The 18,347-nt window shown below is 60.2% G+C and carries 14 protein-coding genes; 5 read left to right on the top strand and 9 right to left on the bottom strand.

The annotated features are described in order from the left end of the window. Positions 1-390: 390 nt before the first annotated feature. Complete coding sequence (locus HEP89_RS11780) at positions 391-1,236, top strand: N-formylglutamate amidohydrolase (RefSeq protein ID WP_055661267.1); 846 nt, start codon at positions 391-393, stop codon at positions 1,234-1,236. A 268-nt stretch (positions 1,237-1,504) separates the two neighbouring features. Next, positions 1,505-2,311: a histidinol-phosphatase gene (hisN, locus tag HEP89_RS11775; RefSeq protein WP_077291741.1), complete on the top strand. Its 807-nt coding sequence runs from the start codon at positions 1,505-1,507 to the stop codon at positions 2,309-2,311. Between the two features lie 30 nt (positions 2,312-2,341). Here the strand turns inward: hisN and HEP89_RS11770 are convergent, their stop codons facing one another. Then, positions 2,342-3,415, bottom strand: coding sequence for an alpha/beta hydrolase (locus HEP89_RS11770; RefSeq protein WP_062487003.1), 1,074 nt, complete (start codon positions 3,413-3,415; stop codon positions 2,342-2,344). Between the two features lie 215 nt (positions 3,416-3,630). Beyond that, a complete protein-coding gene (locus HEP89_RS11765) occupies positions 3,631-4,050 on the bottom strand; it encodes a hypothetical protein (RefSeq protein ID WP_145915714.1) in 420 nt (139 codons plus the stop codon). 274 nt (positions 4,051-4,324) lie between these two features. On the opposite strand from HEP89_RS11765, the gene HEP89_RS11760 reads away from it, so the two are divergent. Next, complete coding sequence (locus HEP89_RS11760; protein WP_023003544.1) at positions 4,325-4,771, top strand: Hsp20 family protein; 447 nt, start codon at positions 4,325-4,327, stop codon at positions 4,769-4,771. 109 nt (positions 4,772-4,880) lie between these two features. Here HEP89_RS11760 and HEP89_RS11755 read toward each other — a convergent pair whose 3' ends face one another. From HEP89_RS11755 to HEP89_RS11735, 5 genes are all read right to left on the bottom strand, one after another. Beyond that, positions 4,881-5,939, bottom strand: a complete 1,059-nt coding sequence (locus HEP89_RS11755; RefSeq protein WP_168692105.1) for a low specificity L-threonine aldolase — start codon at positions 5,937-5,939, stop codon at positions 4,881-4,883. Positions 5,940-5,982: 43 nt separating this feature from the next. Beyond that, positions 5,983-6,567 (bottom strand): DoxX family protein, encoded by a 585-nt coding sequence (locus HEP89_RS11750; protein ID WP_023003550.1) that lies wholly within the window; start codon positions 6,565-6,567, stop codon positions 5,983-5,985. 43 nt (positions 6,568-6,610) lie between these two features. Continuing rightward, on the bottom strand, positions 6,611-7,396 hold the full coding sequence (locus HEP89_RS11745; RefSeq protein WP_168692104.1) for a DNA-binding domain-containing protein: 786 nt from the start codon (positions 7,394-7,396) through the stop codon (positions 6,611-6,613). Position 7,397: 1 nt separating this feature from the next. Continuing rightward, on the bottom strand, positions 7,398-8,294 hold the full coding sequence (locus tag HEP89_RS11740) for a DUF692 domain-containing protein (RefSeq protein WP_077291736.1): 897 nt from the start codon (positions 8,292-8,294) through the stop codon (positions 7,398-7,400). Positions 8,295-8,484: 190 nt separating this feature from the next. Further along, complete coding sequence (locus HEP89_RS11735; RefSeq protein WP_023003557.1) at positions 8,485-8,784, bottom strand: DUF2282 domain-containing protein; 300 nt, start codon at positions 8,782-8,784, stop codon at positions 8,485-8,487. Between the two features lie 668 nt (positions 8,785-9,452). Between HEP89_RS11735 and gltB the strand changes: the two genes are divergently transcribed. Both gltB and HEP89_RS11725 read left to right on the top strand, forming a co-directional pair. Next, on the top strand, positions 9,453-14,129 hold the full coding sequence (gltB, locus tag HEP89_RS11730) for a glutamate synthase large subunit (protein ID WP_286201048.1): 4,677 nt from the start codon (positions 9,453-9,455) through the stop codon (positions 14,127-14,129). 91 nt (positions 14,130-14,220) lie between these two features. Further along, entirely contained in the window at positions 14,221-15,651 is a 1,431-nt protein-coding gene (locus HEP89_RS11725) for a glutamate synthase subunit beta (RefSeq protein WP_031270545.1), read from the top strand. A gap of 78 nt (positions 15,652-15,729) precedes the next feature. Here HEP89_RS11725 and HEP89_RS11720 read toward each other — a convergent pair whose 3' ends face one another. Both HEP89_RS11720 and HEP89_RS11715 read right to left on the bottom strand, forming a co-directional pair. Then, positions 15,730-17,007 (bottom strand): GDSL-type esterase/lipase family protein, encoded by a 1,278-nt coding sequence (locus tag HEP89_RS11720; protein WP_168692102.1) that lies wholly within the window; start codon positions 17,005-17,007, stop codon positions 15,730-15,732. 34 nt (positions 17,008-17,041) lie between these two features. Beyond that, the gene (locus HEP89_RS11715; protein WP_209009929.1) at positions 17,042-18,313 is read right to left on the bottom strand and encodes a lytic murein transglycosylase; all 1,272 of its coding nucleotides are present in this window, start codon (positions 18,311-18,313) and stop codon (positions 17,042-17,044) included. Positions 18,314-18,347 lie beyond the last annotated feature (34 nt).

Genomic DNA, 18,347 nt, shown 5'->3' with positions numbered 1-18,347 from the left:
TAGCTCGAATTCCACAGAATGATAGGGTGAATTGGATCACGACCCCACGGTGTGGATAGGCTCTTGTTGAGAACGAACCATCACTTGCCTCATGAGAACCTGTCGGCTTCTCACGTTGGGGAAAATCGTCGTGGCGTATGCATTCCCGGGCCATTGGCACGGCTGCGGCATTCGTGGCATCTGGCCATTCCTGCCCTCGATCACCAGATGTTTCCCCACAGCCGCGGGGCTTTTGATCCCACCAAGGTGGACTGCGCCGCGATTCCTTGGCACCATGGGCCATGGCCTGCACCGGGCGGCAACCAGGACACACCATTGACGGACGACAAGCAGCCTTCTTCACAAGCCTCTTTCGAGGCGGACTTTAACGGCTTCCCAGCGTTTGAAGTTTTGTGTCCTGCGGACCAAAGGGTTCCGTTCGTTTTCAATTCGCCCCATTCCGGCAGGCAATATTCCAAAAGCTTTCTAGCGTCTTCCCGCCTGGACGAAACAGCCATCCGGCGGTCGGAGGATGCTTATGTCGACGATCTGTTTGCCCATGTCGTGCCGCTCGGCGCGCCGCTCCTGCGTGCGCATTTCCCCAGGGCCTACCTTGATGTGAACCGCGAGCCCTATGAGCTCGACCCGAAGATGTTCGACGGGCGTCTGCCGACCTATGCCAACAGCCGTTCGATCCGCGTGGCCGGCGGGCTTGGCACCGTGGCGCGCATCGTCAGCGAGAACCACGAGATCTACAGGCACAAGCTGCCGGTATCCGAAGCCCTCAGCCGGGTAGAGGAGATCTACAAGCCTTACCACACCACGTTGCGCCGGCTTCTGGCCCAGACCCATGTCACCTTCGGCTACGCCGTGCTGATCGATTGTCATTCCATGCCTTCAAGCGTGAAATGCCAGACCACCGACACGCGGCCGGATTTCATCCTGGGTGACCGCTATGGCACCAGCTGCAGCAGCGACCTGACGGAGTTCGCCTGCTCGGTGCTGAAGGAGATGGGCTACACCGTCTCGCGCAACAAACCGTATGCGGGCGGTTTCATCACCGAACACTACGGCCGCCCCACAAGCGGTCTGCATGCCCTGCAGATCGAAATCAATCGCGGGCTCTATATGGACGAGGCAACCCACCAGCCGACCCCCGGCTTCGGCGATCTCTTCCACAACCTTTGCCAGTTTGCCCGCGAACTGACCTCCATGCCGGATGCAGCCTTGCCGGCGGACTCCATCGCAGCGGAATAAAACCCCGGACCCAAAAAAAAGGCCGCTCTCAAAAGAGGCGGCCCGAGTCTAGGGAGGAAACGCCCAAGGAGGGCGGTACGACACAACGTATCGCACCGCAATAAAATCGCATTGCACCGCACAAAGGTCAAGCCCGACAGCCCTTTCAAACTGATCAAAGTATGAGCAGTCATTCAGGTTTTGCAGATTCATTTTTTTGCAGAACCGGTTATACAAGCGGCAATTCACGTTGATTTGGGTTTTGAGCGGTTTCCGCAGCCAGGAGGTAATGATGTCGGCAGGGCCTGTTTCCAGTTCCAATTTGTTTGCCCCGTTTCTGGACAGGCTGGCGGAAGCAGCCAGCGGTGCGATCATGCCGCATTTCCGCCAGGGCTTTGCAATCGACAACAAGTGGAAAGCCGGCTTCGACCCGGTCACCATCGCCGACAAGAACGGTGAAACGGCAATGCGCGCCCTGATCAACGAGACCTATCCGGACCACGGAATCCTTGGCGAAGAACACGGCCCGGAAAATCTCGACGCTGAACATGTGTGGGTGCTGGACCCGATTGACGGTACTCGTGCCTTCATCACCGGCCTGCCCACCTGGGGGACGCTGATCGGCCTGCGGACCAATGGCGTCCCGAGCCTCGGCATGATGGTTCAGCCCTATATCGGCGAACGGTTCGGTGGCGACGGCAAGACGGCCTGGTACGATGGACCTTTGGGTGCCAGGCAGCTCAAGACCCGGCCCTGTGAGAAGCTGGAAGATGCCACTATTTTCACCACCACACCGGCACTTTTCAAGAATGGCGAACGCCAGGCGTTCGACCAGATCGAAGCGGCCGTTCAGTTATCCCGCTATGGCACAGACTGCTATGCCTACTGCATGGTCGCAGCCGGCCACGGCGACGCGGTAATCGAATCCGGTCTGCAAGCCTATGATATCGTTGCACTTGTGCCGATTATTGAAGGAGCAGGTGGTGTTGTCACGACGTGGACCGGCGGCTCTCCGGCCGACGGCGGCCAGATCGTTGCGTCAGGCGACCCGCGTCTGCATGAAATCCTCCTGCGGGACCTCGCAAAGGCAGCCTGACCGGCCACACGGCCATATCAGGGCGCGGGATCAGCTTCCAGCCCGTTCCAGCGCCTGTTCGGCTTCAAGACCGGGCACAAAGGCATCGAACGCCGCCCAGAACTGGTCGCGGAAGGCATCGCGCTCCATCATCAGCTCATGTTCGGCGCCCGCGATTTCCACATAGGCTGCCGCCTTCGCCCGCGCCACGAAGTCCTCGATCATGGGTGTGGAGACGATCCGGTCGTTGCCCGCAGCCAGCACCAGACAGGGTAATTTGATATTCGGCCCGGCCTCCCGCCGGCGCAGCGCCAGCATGGCGCGACCGGTCGCCCCCAGCCAACCGAGAGTGGGAGACCCGACACCCAGCTCCGGAGCCTGTTCCAGCACCTTGTTGAACCGCTCGAACCGCGCCTTGTCCGTCGTTTGCCGGTTGTTTTCGTAGGCGACGGAAATTTCAGCGTTGCCCCCGGGCACAAACAACCTGCCAAGTCCGAACATCGACAACAGGCGGGCAACCGGAATGGCAACCTTTTCGATCAGCCAGGACGTCTTTGGAGAGGTTGCCTTCAGGCCCGGGCGGCCAAACAGCCCCAGAGTGAGCTTGCGCAGGATCGACCGGAACCCGGACACCAGACCGGGAAACCATGTTCCCGACGGCAGGCCCAGCAGCGGCGCTGTCAGCACTGCGCGGTCCAGCATCGTCCGCAGACGGTCCGTATCGGACAGGACAACGAGCGCTCCGGTAGAGTGGGCAAGCGCAAAGTGAGGCCCGGGGTAGGTCGCCAGTGAGACTTCCTTCAGGACGGTGCGCAAATCCAGCTTGTACTTGTTGAAGTTTGAAACGTGCCCGCGTCTGGGGTTGCGGGTCAGGCGTTGCGACCCGCCCTGCCCGCGCCAGTCGAAGGCGATGACGGCAAAGCCCCGCTGACGCAGATCCTCGATCACTTCGAAGTATTTCTCGATGAACTCCGCCCGCCCCTGAAGCAGCGTCACGGTACCCTTGCGCCGGGCACCGGCGGCGGGCCAATGCGCATACCGGATCTTCTTGTCGTCCGGCGTCGTGACGAACCCGGATCGCGCCCCTTCAGGCACCGGATTGTCGGGATGGTCGATCAAGGTCATGCGCTGCGAATCACTCGGGTTCGTTGAGAGTTTGTTTTTCAAACAGATAATGGTTTTTCGTCAACAACTCGTCACGCCTGCAGATCCTGCCGGCACCGTCCGGCTTTGTCTTGCATCGTCAAGTGATACTCGTGCCAGGCGCCCCTCACAACAAGCTTCAGGCCGGCTCCCTGGGAAGCCGGCCCTGAAAGTGTCAGACAGCTTGTAGCTGCTGCTTAGTACCAGCGGCGCTGCCAGTGACCACGGTTACCGATCGGATGGCTGCGGACAATGTTGGCATTGCGGGAATCGACCACCAGCCGAACCGGCATGCCGCGCCAGCCTTTTGCCCGGACGATGTACATCGGGCCACGGCGGTCGAGGATCTTGATATGGTCGAAACCGCGGTGACGCAGGCTGCGGCGGATCTGGCGCGGACCCATTTCGAAATGGCGGCCACCGTGACGGCCGTTCCAGTTGCCGCCACGCCCGTTACCACGGCGATGATCGACCTTGACCACCAGCTCGGCTTTCGCCGGTTCGATCTGGGTTTTTCCGACCAGCGGGGCAGCGGATGCAGTGGTGATGAAACCTGCGGACACCAGCAGAATGGCACCGGCGATCGGGGCGGACAATTTCGAAACATTGGCAAACATCTTCAAATCTCCAGTTTGTTCCGCCAGCGCCGTGCTGACGTTGGATTGAAGATGCACCGGGCCACTTGAACGCAACCGGAAGGCACTGTTCATGTGGCGTTCATGTTTCCACGACGCCCCACATTTCCTGCCTCTTGAAATGAAAATCCGAATAACCAAATCTCTTCATGCAAGCGCCAGACCGGGTTTGCACCGCAGCCTGTCCCGCCAATCCGGGGGACGAAGGACTGCTCAACATCAGTGAAGTATCAGTTGCTCAAGAGAGGACAGACACATGCGTCACTTGGACTTTTCTCCGCTTTACCGCTCCACCGTCGGTTTCGACCGGCTTTTCTCGATGCTCGATGCCGCCGGCAACGAAGCGCCGAGCTATCCGCCCTATAACATCGAGCGCACGGGCGAAAACGCCTACCGCATCACGATGGCCGTGGCAGGCTTCTCCGACGACGAACTGAGCGTCGAAGCCAAGGAGCACACACTCACCATCAAGGGTGAAAAAGCTGAAGAAGATGCCAGCCGGGAAATTCTCTACCGCGGCATTGCCTCGCGCACCTTTGAACGCCGCTTCCAGATTGCCGAACATGTTCGCGTGGAAGGGGCAAGCCTCGAAAACGGCTTGCTGCACGTTGATCTTGTTCGGGAAATCCCGGAAGCCATGAAGCCGCGCAAGATCGAAATCACCAGTGGTGAAACCAAGCAGATCGAAACCACGGCTCACTAACCGCCTGGTTCAACTGCGGCAATCGCATCATCGGGGCGCCTGGGAAACCAGGCGCCTTTTTTGATGTTCCTGCGCGTCACGAGACATCTCTACACGCGAGAGGCGGCCCTCAGGCCGTCCCGGACAGCACTTTCAGAAACGCATCGACGTCTTCATCCGTCGTTGCGAAACTGGTGACGAGACGTACACAGACTTCGTCCGATGCCGGGGCGTGACCTTCGGCGAGGCCCTCTGCCGGCCATTCATAGAGCTTGGCACCGGCCGCCTGAAGCGCTTCCATCTGGTTGCGTTTCAGGATCGGGAACAGCTCGTTGGCTTCCACCGCCCAGGCAGTACGCCCTCCGGCCTGCCTAACGCCTTCAGCAAGACGGGTCGCCATGCCGTTGGCATGGCTTGCGGTCGTCAGCCAGGTGTCATCCTGGAAATAGCCTTCGAACTGGGCCGCCACAAAGCGGCTCTTGGAAAAAAGATGACCGCCGCGCTTGCGGAAATACTCAAAGGATTTTGCGGCGTCCAAATCAAAGAAAACCACGGCCTCCGCGCACCAGCAGCCGTTTTTGGTGGCTCCGAAGGAAAGCAGGTCCACACCCGCTTTCCATGTCATGTCGGCCGCCGAACAGCCGAGCGTCACAAGCGCATTGGCAAATCGTGCGCCGTCCATGTGAAGCGGCACCGAACGGGACCGGCAGACATCCTTGATCGCGCCTATTTCATCCAGCGTGTAGACGGTGCCGCATTCGGTTGCCTGGCTGATGGAAACGGACGCGACCTGACCATGGTGGACAACACCGTCAGGAACCTGTGCCATCTTTTCGCGAAGGGCATCGGCGGAGAACCGGCCGTTTGGTCCCTTCACGCTCAACAGCTTGTTGCCGCCGGTCATGAACTCGGGGCAATTGCATTCATCAACCTGAATATGCGCACCGGAATGGCAGAAGATCGCCCCGCCCGGCTTGGCACAGGAAGCCAGCGCCAAGGAATTCGCCGCTGAACCGGTCGCCACGAAGAAGACGGCAACCTCGCGTTCGAAGATCTCGTTGAACGTGGCGGAGACGGAATCGGTCAACGGGTCGGTGCCGTAGGCCGGCGAGAACCCGTCATTATGGCGGGCCAGCGCCGACATCACCGCCGGAGCCGCACCCGCCCAATTGTCACTGGCAAAATTCATGTGCCGGTTTAATCACTTGGCATCACAACCGGCAACCGATTTTTCAGTAGTACATCTCGCGCTTGCGATAGGACCGGCCGAGCAGCCAGTCCAGCGAGACGACACCCGGCCCCTTGAGCACCGGCACCAGCAACAGGAAGATCCAGAGCAACCGGTCATCGGCGATGATCGCATAGGGTTCACCGTCGAACAGCGCCCCGATCGTCTTTGCGTCAGCCCCATGGCCATAGATGTCGACATAGGTCATGACGCAGATGAAGACGATCATGCCGAGGCTTGCGAAGCGGGTGAATAGACCGACAACCACCATCACCGGCAGGACAAATTCACCCCAGGTGCCCAGAAGCACCATGAGACCATACGGGAAGAACGCAATCTGACTGGTGTCGTAGCTGACCTGCTCCATCATCTTGGGCAGCATCTGCGCATAGGCACCTGCGGTTGGCGTGAAGATGTTCATGATGTTGCCGCCGATTTTCGTCATCGCCGAGTTCAGGAAGAACTGCAGCAGGATCGCGGCAAAAATGAACCGGGCAGCAAGCCCGATGAACCAGCCATTTGTCAGCCGTTCCAGAGCTCCGAACACCATCGTGTAGAGCCTGACAAAAAACCCAATCAGCACACCCATCTAATCCCCCATGATCAAGCGGCATCCATTTGCCGCATGCGTGTTAGTCATCCAGTTGCAGGGCGGAAAATGCACCAGCTGCAAGACAGTCCGAAAGGCAATCGGACAAGGAAAAACCGTCGTTGTCCTCCTGAGCCCGGCTTGCCGCCGCTGCAAGCGTCTGCCCTTGCAGGAGATCCATCGTGAAAACAGCCCCGCCCGGACGCAGCAGATAGACATCCACCTCCATGTCCGGACGGGTAATCATTACCGATTGGGGCTCGTCAAGATCGACAGCTTCAGCCTCATCGGGTTCAAACCTGTTGGCTCGCGCAATCGCCCAGATCGGCCAGGCAGATGTCACGACGTGCGCCGCCGGATGCGGTACGAAGCGAACGCCCCCGAGTCTTTGCGGATCGATGCTGCCCAGGATTGCCGGATCGAGAGGCGCGGCATCCGCAGCATGATAGGCCTGGAGCCAAGACCATTCCAGCCGGGCAACATCGCCGAGGTAAGGATACGCCTTGAGCGGCGGAAACGCGTCCAGGAAATCGGCGAAACCGGCGCCGTACCAGATCAACACGGGCGACACCGGCGGATGAGCTGTCACGAAGGCCTGGGCAAGCGCCCTGAAATACTCTTCCCCCAACAGCGCCTTCACTGCAGGAAAGCTTTCACCGAGCGCTTCGCACAGGCTGACGATGACGTTGTTGCGGTAGACATTGAATCGCTTCGGCGCTGTTTCTCCATCCGGACCGGTCAGTCCATCGGGCGTTGCCATTTGCGGGTCGAGCAGCGCACGCCCAAACGAGGCGGCATTGACCTTCGGCAGGGCGAGCGGACCACGCATGTCAGACCGCTTGCTTTCTGCCAGCCTCTGCAGGCTGCGCCAGAATGCGGTCCGCGGCTTGTGCCTCGGCAAGCAGAACCGGCCAGGCAGGAACGTTGTTGTCCCACTCGATCAGGGTCGGCAGCGGCCCCTGTAAACGAATGACATCTTCATAAAGCTGCCAGACCGCAAGATCCACCTCCCGGTCGTGCGCGTCGATCAGCAGTGGCCGGCCGGCGTCATCCCGGTCAGGGGCATGACCGCCCAGATGTATTTCACCGACGGCAGCCATCGGGAAGGCGGCAAGATAGTCTGTGGCAGATCTCTCGTGGTTCGTGCAGGACACATGCACGTTGTTGATGTCGAGCAACAGGCCACAGCCGGTCCGGCGCGCGATCTCGCTCAGAAAATCCAGTTCGCTCATCGTGCTCTGTGCAAAGGCGACGTAAGTCGAAGGATTTTCCAGAAGCATCTGCCGTCCGACGGTCTCCTGCACTTCATCTATGTGATCGCACACACGGTTCAGCGTGGCTTCGTCATAGGGCACCGGCAACAGGTCGTTGAAATAAGTCGTGTCGTGCGTCGACCATGCCAGATGCTCGGAAAACAGTCCCGGCTCATATCGCTTGTTCAGGTCTGACAAGCGCCGCAGGTGATCCTTGTCCAGTGGCTGTTCACCGCCGATCGAAAGACCGACACCATGAAGAGACAGGGGATACCGCTCGCGGATTGCCTCCAGTTGCCGGTGCGGCGGACCGCCGCCCCCCATGTAGTTTTCGGCATGAACTTCAAAAAAACCGATATCCGCGGATGTTTCCAGAATAGCCGCGACATGCTCCGGCTTCAGACCGGCTCCGGCGCGCGCGGGAACAGCCGCCTCGCAGCGCTGAACCGGGTTTGATCGGGTATCGGAAACCATGGAGCCCTCCGGGTGGAATAAGTTTTGTCAGGCAGGCACACTGGCTGAGGACATCTTCAGACTGGGCTGACTGAAGCACCATGGCTCATGACTTTGAAAGGGCTGGCGCCCTGCCCGCCTCGGCACCAAGTGCGGGATAAGCAGGTGCCTGCCTGACCAGATTGCCGCAGTTGCGGCCGTCTGAAGCCTATCAGGCTTCCGGCAGGTCGCGCGTAAGTTCGGTCAAAGAGCCGTGACGGCCACCAGGAACATCCATCGTCACGCAGGTGCCCTTCGGGACGAGGGTCCAGGCGTTGCCCTGATAGTCGACGGTCGACGTACCGGCGCAAGTCGTACCTGCACCCGCCTTGCAGTCGTTCTGACCTTTCAAGGACACACCATAGCATTTTTCCTTGGCCTGGGCGTGGGCCGGAACGGTTGACGACAGACCCGCAACCGCGGTTGCCACCGCACCGGCAACAATTGCTGCAGACATGGCCTTATGCTTCATCTCGATCTCCTCTCGTCGTTGAAAAATCACTGCGTACCGGCGTTTTTGCTGGGCCGCCAGTCACCCACCGTAGATGACCCTATTGAAGATAAATAGGAAATCAAACGCATGTGACTGTTTTGCGAGCATAACTGCACAAAGTTTAACAAACGCAAGATTCTTACATATTTATCGTCGGTTTTGACCTTTCCGGACGATTGGCACTTTTCGCGCGAAACAATTATAATGCGGCGACGCAGAAACACTCTTGCTCACGACGGCGAAATCTGTCATGTTCGCGCCGCTTGGAATAGGACAGGTATGCTGTCCCAATTATCGCCATGCCCAAAACGGCCCGGACAGGGCGCAGGACAAAAAGGCATCGGTGATAGCCAGGCTGACCACTGGGCGGATCCGGGGAGGATCCGCAAGGAAGCGAGACGGAACGTTTCGGCAGCGGAGGACCGCTGCGTCAATGCGGCGGTTTGCTTTGATAAACGGCCGTGGTTAATACAACAACAGAGCCGGGGCAGGAAAGCCAGGGTTCGCCGGACCGCATTCTTGATGGAATGCGACCCGAACGGAACCGGACGCTCCCAGCCACGGCGGCACTGGGGTCAACAGTGAGGGCGCACATGACGAAGATAGAGCTGACGACGAGCACAGCCATGCAAGCTGGGAGCGTGGACATGAAGACCACCGCAACCACTACACTTGCGGAACGACTGAGCACGGCCGCCGACAAAGGGCTCTATAATCCGTCGCGCGAACACGACGCCTGCGGTGTCGGCTTTGTCGCCCACATGAAAGGCGAGAAGTCCCACAAGATTATTGCCGACGGTCTGCAGATTCTTGAAAACCTCACGCACCGCGGCGCGGTTGGTGCCGACCCGTTGATGGGCGATGGCGCAGGCATGCTGGTGCAGATCCCGCACGCGTTTTTTGCAGAAGAACTGGCGAACGCCGGCACACCGCTTCCCGATGCCGGTGAATATGGTGTCGGTTTCATCTTCATGCCGCAGGACGATGAGCTGCGCGCCAAGTGCGAAGCCATCGTCGAGCGTGTCATTGAAGACGAAGGCAAGGAACTGATCGGCTGGCGTGACGTGCCCGTCGACAATTCATCGCTTTCCAAGGCGCCGGACATTGCTGCCACCGAACCGGTTTCCCGTCAGGTCTTCATCCGCAAGACCGGCGGTGAGGCAGATGCCTTCGAACGCCGCCTGTATGTACTGCGCAAGGTCATCTCGAACCGTGTGCGTGCCGAAACCGATGCGGTTTCGAAAGGCTTTTATATCGTTTCAATGTCCAGCCGGACCATCGTCTACAAAGGCATGTTCCTCGCCTATCAGCTTGGCGCCTATTACGCCGACCTGAAGGACGAGCGCTTTTCGTCGGCCCTGGCCCTTGTCCACCAGCGTTTTTCCACCAACACGTTCCCGTCCTGGGATCTGTCGCACCCTTACCGGATGGTTGCGCACAACGGTGAGATCAACACGCTGCGCGGCAACGTCAACTGGATGGCGGCGCGTCAGGCGTCCGTATCGTCGGCGCTGCTCGGCGACGATATCTCCAAGCTCTGGCCGATTTCCTATGAAGGCCAGTCGGACACCGCCTGCTTCGACAACGCCCTCGAGTTCCTGGTCATGGGTGGCTATTCGCTCGCCCATGCAGCCATGATGCTGATCCCGGAAGCCTGGGCCGGCAACCCGCTGATGGACGACAACCGTCGTGCCTTCTACGAATACCACGCTGCCCTGATGGAGCCGTGGGACGGCCCTGCAGCCGTTGCCTTCACCGATGGTCGCCAGATCGGCGCAACGCTGGACCGGAACGGCCTGCGTCCTGCCCGCTACATCGTTACTGACGACGACTTCGTCATCATGTCTTCCGAGGTTGGCGTCCTGCCGGTCGAAGAAGAGCGCATTGTCCAGAAATGGCGCCTGCAGCCGGGCAAGATGCTGCTGATCGACATGGACGAAGGCCGGATCGTTTCCGACGACGAAATCAAGCGGCAGCTTTCCACGGCCAACCCGTACAAGGACTGGCTGCACCGGTCCCAGATCGTACTGGAAGACCTTCCGGGCGTGCGCCAGCGCGCGCCGGTAGCCGGTGAAAGCCTTCTCGACCGCCAGCAGGCCTTCGGCTACACGGAAGAAGACATCAAGCTTCTGATGACGCCGATGGCAACCGTCGGCCAGGAAGCCATCGGCTCCATGGGCACGGACACGCCGATTTCAGCGCTCTCCGACAAGTCCAAGCTGCTTTACACCTACTTCAAGCAGAACTTCGCTCAGGTCACCAACCCGCCGATCGATCCGATCCGCGAGGAGCTGGTGATGAGCCTTGTCTCCTTCATCGGCCCGCGCCCGAACATCTTCGACCTTGAAGGCCTGTCGACTTCCAAGCGCCTGGAAGTGCGCCAGCCGATCCTCACCAACGAGGACCTGGAGAAGATCCGCGCCATCGGCGACATCGCCGACAACCAGTTCTCCGCCAAGACGCTGGACATCACCTACAATTCCGAAAAAGGCGCTGTCGGTATGGAAGGCGCTCTCGACGAATTGTGCGAGCGCGCCGAAAAAGCGGTTCTGGACGGATACAACATCATCATCCTGTCCGATCGCCTGATCAGCCGCTCACGCATCGCGATCCCGGCACTGCTGGCAACCGCTGCCGTGCACCATCACCTCATCCGCAAGGGTCTGAGAACCTCTGTTGGCCTGGTGGTGGAAACGGGTGAAGCGCGCGAAGTCCACCATTTCTGTGTTCTGGCCGGCTATGGCGCGGAAGCGATCAACCCTTATCTCGCGTTTGAAACGCTGCTTTCCATGCACATGGAAATGGACTTCCCGGAGGAAGTCGATCAGGACGAAGTCGTCTACCGCTACATCAAGTCCATCGACAAGGGCATCCTCAAGGTCATGTCCAAGATGGGCATTTCGACCTACCAGTCCTATTGCGGCGCGCAGATCTTCGACGCCGTCGGCCTCGGCTCGTCCTTCGTGAAGAAGTACTTCTTCGGCACGGCAACCATGATCGAAGGCATCGGCCTTGCCGAAGTCGCCGATGAAACCGTACTGCGCCACGAGCAGGCCTTCGGCGACGTCGCCATCCTGCGCCGCTCGCTGGAAGTTGGCGGTGAATACGCTTACCGGACCCGCGGTGAAAGCCACATGTGGACCCCGGACTCCGTCGCGCTGCTGCAGCATGCAGTGCGCGCGAAGCTCCCGGACACCTATCGCGCCTTCGCCAAGGAAGTGAACGAAAAGAGCGGACGCTACGCGATCCGCGGCCTGTTCCGGATCAAGTCCGCGGACGAAATCGGCCGCTCGCCGATCGCGCTCGACCAGGTGGAACCCGCAGAAGCCATCGTCAAGCGCTTCGTCACCGGCGCCATGTCCTTCGGCTCGATTTCGCGTGAAGCTCACACGACCCTGGCAATCGCCATGAACCAGATCGGCGGCAAGTCGAACACCGGTGAAGGCGGCGAGGAGCCGGAGCGCTTCAATCCGCTGCCGGACGGCTCGTCCAACCCGCAGCGCTCTGCCATCAAGCAGGTTGCTTCCGGCCGCTTCGGCGTGACCACGGAATATCTGGTCAACTCCGACATGATCCAGATTAAGGTCGCCCAGGGTGCAAAGCCCGGCGAAGGCGGCCAGTTGCCGGGTCACAAGGTGGATGCGGTGATCGCCAAGGTGCGTCACTCGACCCCGGGCGTCGGCCTGATTTCGCCTCCGCCACACCATGACATCTACTCCATCGAAGATCTGGCGCAGCTGATCTACGACCTGAAAAACGTCAATCCGGAAGCCGATATCTCGGTCAAGCTGGTGTCGGAAGTGGGTGTCGGAACGGTTGCTGCCGGCGTTGCCAAGGCACGCGCCGACCACATCACGATTTCCGGTTACGACGGGGGCACCGGTGCATCACCGTTGACCTCGATCAAACACGCCGGCTCTCCGTGGGAAATCGGCCTTGCCGAAACACAGCAGACCCTGGTGCTGAACGGACTGCGCTCGCGCATCGCCCTTCAGGTCGACGGCGGCATCCGCACAGGCCGGGACGTCATCATCGGTGCGCTTCTTGGTGCCGACGAATTCGGCTTCTCGACCGCTCCGCTGATTGCTGCAGGCTGCCTGATGATGCGCAAGTGCCATCTCAACACCTGCCCGGTCGGAATCGCCACCCAGGACCCGGTCCTGCGCAAGCGCTTCAAGGGCACTCCGGAACACGTCATCAACTACTTCTTCTTCGTCGCTGAAGAAGTTCGTGAGCTGATGGCCAACCTCGGCTTCAATACGATGGAAGACATGATCGGCCGGTCTGACTTCCTTGACAAGGAAGCCGCGATCGATCACTGGAAGGCCAAGGGACTCGATTTCTCCCGTATTTTCTTCCAGCCGGAAGCAAAACCGGAAGAGACCCGCTGGACGACGCGTCAGGATCACCCGATCCACGACATCCTGGACCGTCGCCTGATTGCCGCTTCCAAGCCGGCCCTAGACAGCAAGGAACCGACAATTGTCGACGAGACGATCTGTTCCGTCGACCGGTCGGTTGGTGCCATGCTCTCCGGTGAAATCGCCAAGCGGTACGGCAACAAGGGCCTGAAACACCCCGACACCCTGAAGATCAATCTGAAGGGCACGGCAGGCCAGGCCTTCGGCGCCTTCGTCGCCCGCGGCGTCACCATTGATCTTGTCGGCGATGCCAACGACTATGTCGGCAAGGGTCTTGCCGGTGGCAAGCTGATCGTCCGCCCGCCGGAGAACACCCGGATCGTGCCGGAAAACTCGATCATTGTCGGCAACACGGTGCTCTACGGCGCAACCGAAGGTGAATGCTACTTCCGCGGTGTTGCAGGGGAACGCTTTGCAGTTCGCAACTCCGGCGCTGTTGCCGTTGTCGAAGGCGTGGGTGACCACGGCTGCGAATACATGACCGGCGGCGTCGTCGTCGTCATCGGCCAGACCGGACGCAACTTCGCGGCCGGCATGTCCGGCGGCATTGCCTATGTGCTCGATGAAGACGGCACATTCGGCTCCCGCTGCAACCTGGCCATGGTCGAACTGGAACCGGTGACCGAAGAAGACGATCTTCTGGAGAAGCTGCACCACCATGGTGGCGATATCGAGCACAAGGGCCGCGTGGACCTTTCCTGCGACATGACCCGCCATGACGATGAGCGCCTGCGCCAGATGCTGACGAAACATCTGGAACTGACCGGCTCGACAAAGGCCGAGGCAATCCTCGACAACTGGACCCAGTACCGGCCCAAGTTCGTCAAGGTGATGCCGGTCGAATACCGCCGGGCCCTGCGCGAAATGGAAGAGCAGCGCCTCGGCATGGTCGCCGCCGAATAATCCGACCAAACGCACGAACTGGCTCTCGGCCGCATGACGCGGCCGATTGCAGCCACCCTGGACAGACGCATGAAATTTTGAGGAGGTCGCCTTGGGCAAGGTAACCGGTTTTATGGAAATCGATCGGCAGGAACAGAAGTATCAGCCTGCCTCTGACCGTATTCGCCATTTCCGCGAGTTCACCATTCCGCTGAACGACCAGGACGTCACCAATCAGGCGGCCCGCTGCATGGATTGCGGCATTCCGTTCTGCCATGGCCCGACCGGCTGTCCGGTCAACAACCAGATCCCGGACTGGAACGATCTGGTCTACCAGGGCGACTGGGACTACGCGCTCAAGAACCTGCATTCCACCAACAATTTCCCCGAGTTCACCGGGCGCATCTGCCCGGCTCCTTGCGAGGAAGCCTGCACGCTGAACCTGGAAGACATTCCGGTCAACATCAAGAGCGTGGAACAGGCGATTGCCGACAAGGGTTGGGAAGAAGGCTGGATCGTACCGGAGCTGTCGGCAACCAAGACCGGCAAGGCAGTGGCGATCATCGGCTCCGGCCCCGCAGGCATGGCAGCCGCCCAGCAGCTCGCCCGCGCTGGTCACACCGTGCATGTCTATGAACGTGAGCCGAAGGCCGGTGGCCTGCTGCGCTACGGCATTCCCGACTTCAAGATGGAAAAGCACTACATCGACCGCCGCGTGAAGCAGATGGAAGCTGAAGGCGTGACGTTCCATTACGGCGTCAATGTCGGCGTAACCGTTGCCCTCGAAGAACTGGCCGAGCGTCATGACGCGGTTATCCTGTGCGCAGGTGCCGAACGTCCGCGTGATCCGGGTGTCTCCGGCATGGAACTGGAAGGCTGCCATTGGGCGATGCCGTACCTGGTCCAGCAGAACCGCCGGGTCGGCGGTGAGCCGGAAGGCGACGAGGCCCCGATCTGGGCCGGTGGCAAGCATGTCGTCGTCATCGGCGGCGGCGACACCGCGTCCGACTGCGTCGGCACCGCATTCCGTCAGGGAGCCCTGTCGGTGACGCAGCTCGACATTCGCCCGATCCCGCCGCTGAAGGAAGACAAGCTGGCGATCTGGCCGTACTGGCCGACCAAGTTCCGCACCTCATCGTCGCAGGCTGAAGGCGCTGAGCGTGAGTTCTCCGCCGCAACGCTTGCCCTTGTCGGCGAAGACGGCAAGGTTACTGGTGTCAAATGCGCCCGCGTGGATGAAAAGCGCCGTCCGATCGAAGGCACCGAATTCATCCTGCGCGCCGACCTCGTTCTGGCGGCTATCGGCTTCTCCGGCCCGCTGCTGGAAACCTACATCGCCGAAGCCGGCGACAAGCTGGAGCTGGATGGCCGCACCAACGTCAAGGCCAACACCGACGATTACAAGACCAGCCTGGACAAGGTCTATGCTGCCGGCGACGTTCGCAAGGGTCAGTCCCTGGTTGTCTGGGCGATCCGCGAAGGCCGTCAGGCTGCGCGCGCTGTTGACGAGTTCCTCACCGGCTCGACCGACCTGCCGCGCTGAACTCTACATCCGGAAATGAAAAAACCCCGCCGGCAAACGCCTGCGGGGTTTTGTGTTTTTCGGACCTATTTCAAAGGGTCATTCCGATCCCGGGCGCACAGTCACAGAGACGCGGCCTTGCGCATCCTGGCTGGCTGCTGAGCTCAAGCTCTCACGCAAATCGGCACTTGTAGGGGCAAACACTTCCTCAACAGCGGCAGCTGGCGCAGACACTGCAACGGCAGGCATCCGTGGATCGTCCACACGTCCCTGCATGGGTGGCAAGGGCTCGCCCTTCACAAAGAAACGATAGGTCCTGCTGGCCGAATTGATCTCTTCTTCATCCTCACCACCCAGAAGCAGTGCTTCGGGCGACGTCGTACGTCCGGTCAGGACGATGAAGTTCGGATCATCCTCCACGCCTTCGAAAGCTAGCCCGCCATAGCCTCCGAGCAGGCGGGACAGTTCGCGTTCCACGAAGAACGCAACTTTCCGATAGCCTGCCCATGTGAAATCGATCTTGTCGTTCGTCCGCAGACGCGTGTTCTTGCCGTCGACATCGGGTCCGTAAGAGGAAAAGCTGCCATCTTCAGCCAGGAAAATATCCCATATGTCGACATAGCGGACCCGCCTGTCCTCCGACGCGCCCTGGAAGATCGAATTGAGCTGCGTGAAATCCGCGTTCACCAGTTCGTCGCCCGTGGGCGGCAGGCCGGCCCACACAAGCGGTTTCTTTTCCTGTCGCACCACACGCACAAGCCCGTCGACCTTCCTGCGGTAGCTCTCCAGCCACTCTGCAGTCATGAATTCAACGGGCGGTTCACCGAAAAAGGATTTACCCAGGTCCTGCCGGCCGATCATCACCACAACGGCCTGAACGTCCGCCCCCCGGATCCTGGAAACCACCTGCGTCGCCCAGTCCGGCGAACCTTCCCCGACAAAGCCTTCCTTGTCCTCGGTAATGGCTTCGACACGGATCTGTGGTTTTTGCGCGAGTGTGTATTTCAACCCGTCGGCGACACCGCGTGCCATGCGGTCCCCAACGACCAGGATCAGGCCGGCATTGGGGTCCTTTTCGAGAACGTCGAATTTGGGCGGTGCACCCGCGGGCCGGGAAACCCGCGGCTTCTGCTGTGTCTTTTGCGGCTGCTTTCTGCGCTTTTCACCCCCACCGCCAAATAGCCGCTGCAAAGGAGCAAACGGGTTGAACCCCCGGAAGGGCCCGTTCTGCGCAACCACGATTTCACCGCGCTGCGCGTCCTGTGCGGCAGAGAGTCCGGCAGAGCAGGCAACAAGCGCAAGGCCAAGGCATACGACAACCCGAAGCGAGGCGGCGCGTGTCCCCTTCCCTTCCCGTTGCCGTGTCTGAACTCTCACGCTGTGCTCCTGCTGCAGCTGCACTGCGCCCAGTTTAGCCGTCCAGCTTCAGGCGTGCCAGCAAAACAATGGATGCATAACCGTCGGGAACCATGCCACGTGAGCGCTGGTAGGCTCGGATACCCTTTCGGGTAGCAGGTCCGATCCTGCCGTCCGCCGTACCGACAGAAAATCCACGCTGGTTCAAAAGCGCCTGCAATTCCGCGGTTTCAGAGCGATTGAGCGGAAGGTGCTCGCGCGACCAGTCGCCCTCGATCGGTCCGCCGCCAATGATCCGGTCGGCAAGATGGCCGACGGCAAGCGCATAGGCAGTCGCGTTGTTGTAACGCTTGATCACGTAGAAGTTCTTCAGCATCAGGAACGCCGGTCCGCTTGCTCCGGCAGGCAGAACCAGGATGGCGTTGTCGGACGGCCGCGGAAAATCCTTGCCGTTTGACCGGCGAATTCCGTATCGCCCCCATTCGCCTAGCGTCAGCGTCTTTTCGCCGTCGGCCATGTGATAGTCGAACCCGCTTGGCAAGGCTACCTCGTATCCCCAGGTCTTGCCTGTCTGCCAGCCGTGCTTTTGCAGATAGGCAGCGGTTGAGGCGAGTGCATCGGGTATGGACGTCCAGATATCCCGGCGGCCGTCACCGTCATAGTCGGCGGCATAGGCCTTCCAGCTGGAGGGCATGAACTGGGTGTGCCCCATGGCGCCGGCCCAGGAACCTTCCATGTCCTGGAAACGCACATGACCTGCCTGGACGATCGCCAGCGCGGTAACAAGTTCCTTTTCCCAGAAGCTCTTCCGGCGCGGCGCCGCATAGGCCAGCGTCGCCAGTGCCTGGATTACGTTATGACGCCCCATGAAGCCGCCATAGTTGGTTTCCATGCCCCAGATCGCCAGGACAGCTTCCCGATCGACGCCGTAGCGGTTTTCGATGACCGCAAGAACCTGGCTGTACTCCTTCAGCATCTCGCGGCCTTTTTCGACCCGCGTGTCTGAAACGGCACTATCGAGATAATCCCAGATCGGTTTCACGAACTCGGATTGCTTGCTCATCAGGCGCAAGGTGTCATCGTCCGGCTGCATGCCGGTGAAGACCGCGTTGTAGGTCTGGGAAGAAATGCCGGCTGCCCTGGCCGTCGGCCAGAAGCCGGAAACGAACTGGCTGAACCCCTGATCGGCCTGTGCCGGCACCGAAACGGCCAGCAAAGTGCCCGTCGCCGCGGCAGTCAAAAGCAGCCGGCGCCCGAGGGTTCTCAGTCTTCCTGAAAAGGGCAATATGGTTTTCACGTTCGCAGTCAGCTGCGCAAGGTTCCGCATCAGGGCCTCCTCGATGCCCAGGTCCGTAAGTTTC

The sequence above is a fragment of the Labrenzia sp. 5N genome (assembly GCF_012395805.1).
Lineage (GTDB): Bacteria > Pseudomonadota > Alphaproteobacteria > Rhizobiales > Stappiaceae > Roseibium > Roseibium algicola.
The sequence above is the reverse complement of the archived record's forward strand: the minus strand, read 5'-3'. Positions and strand labels throughout refer to the sequence as shown.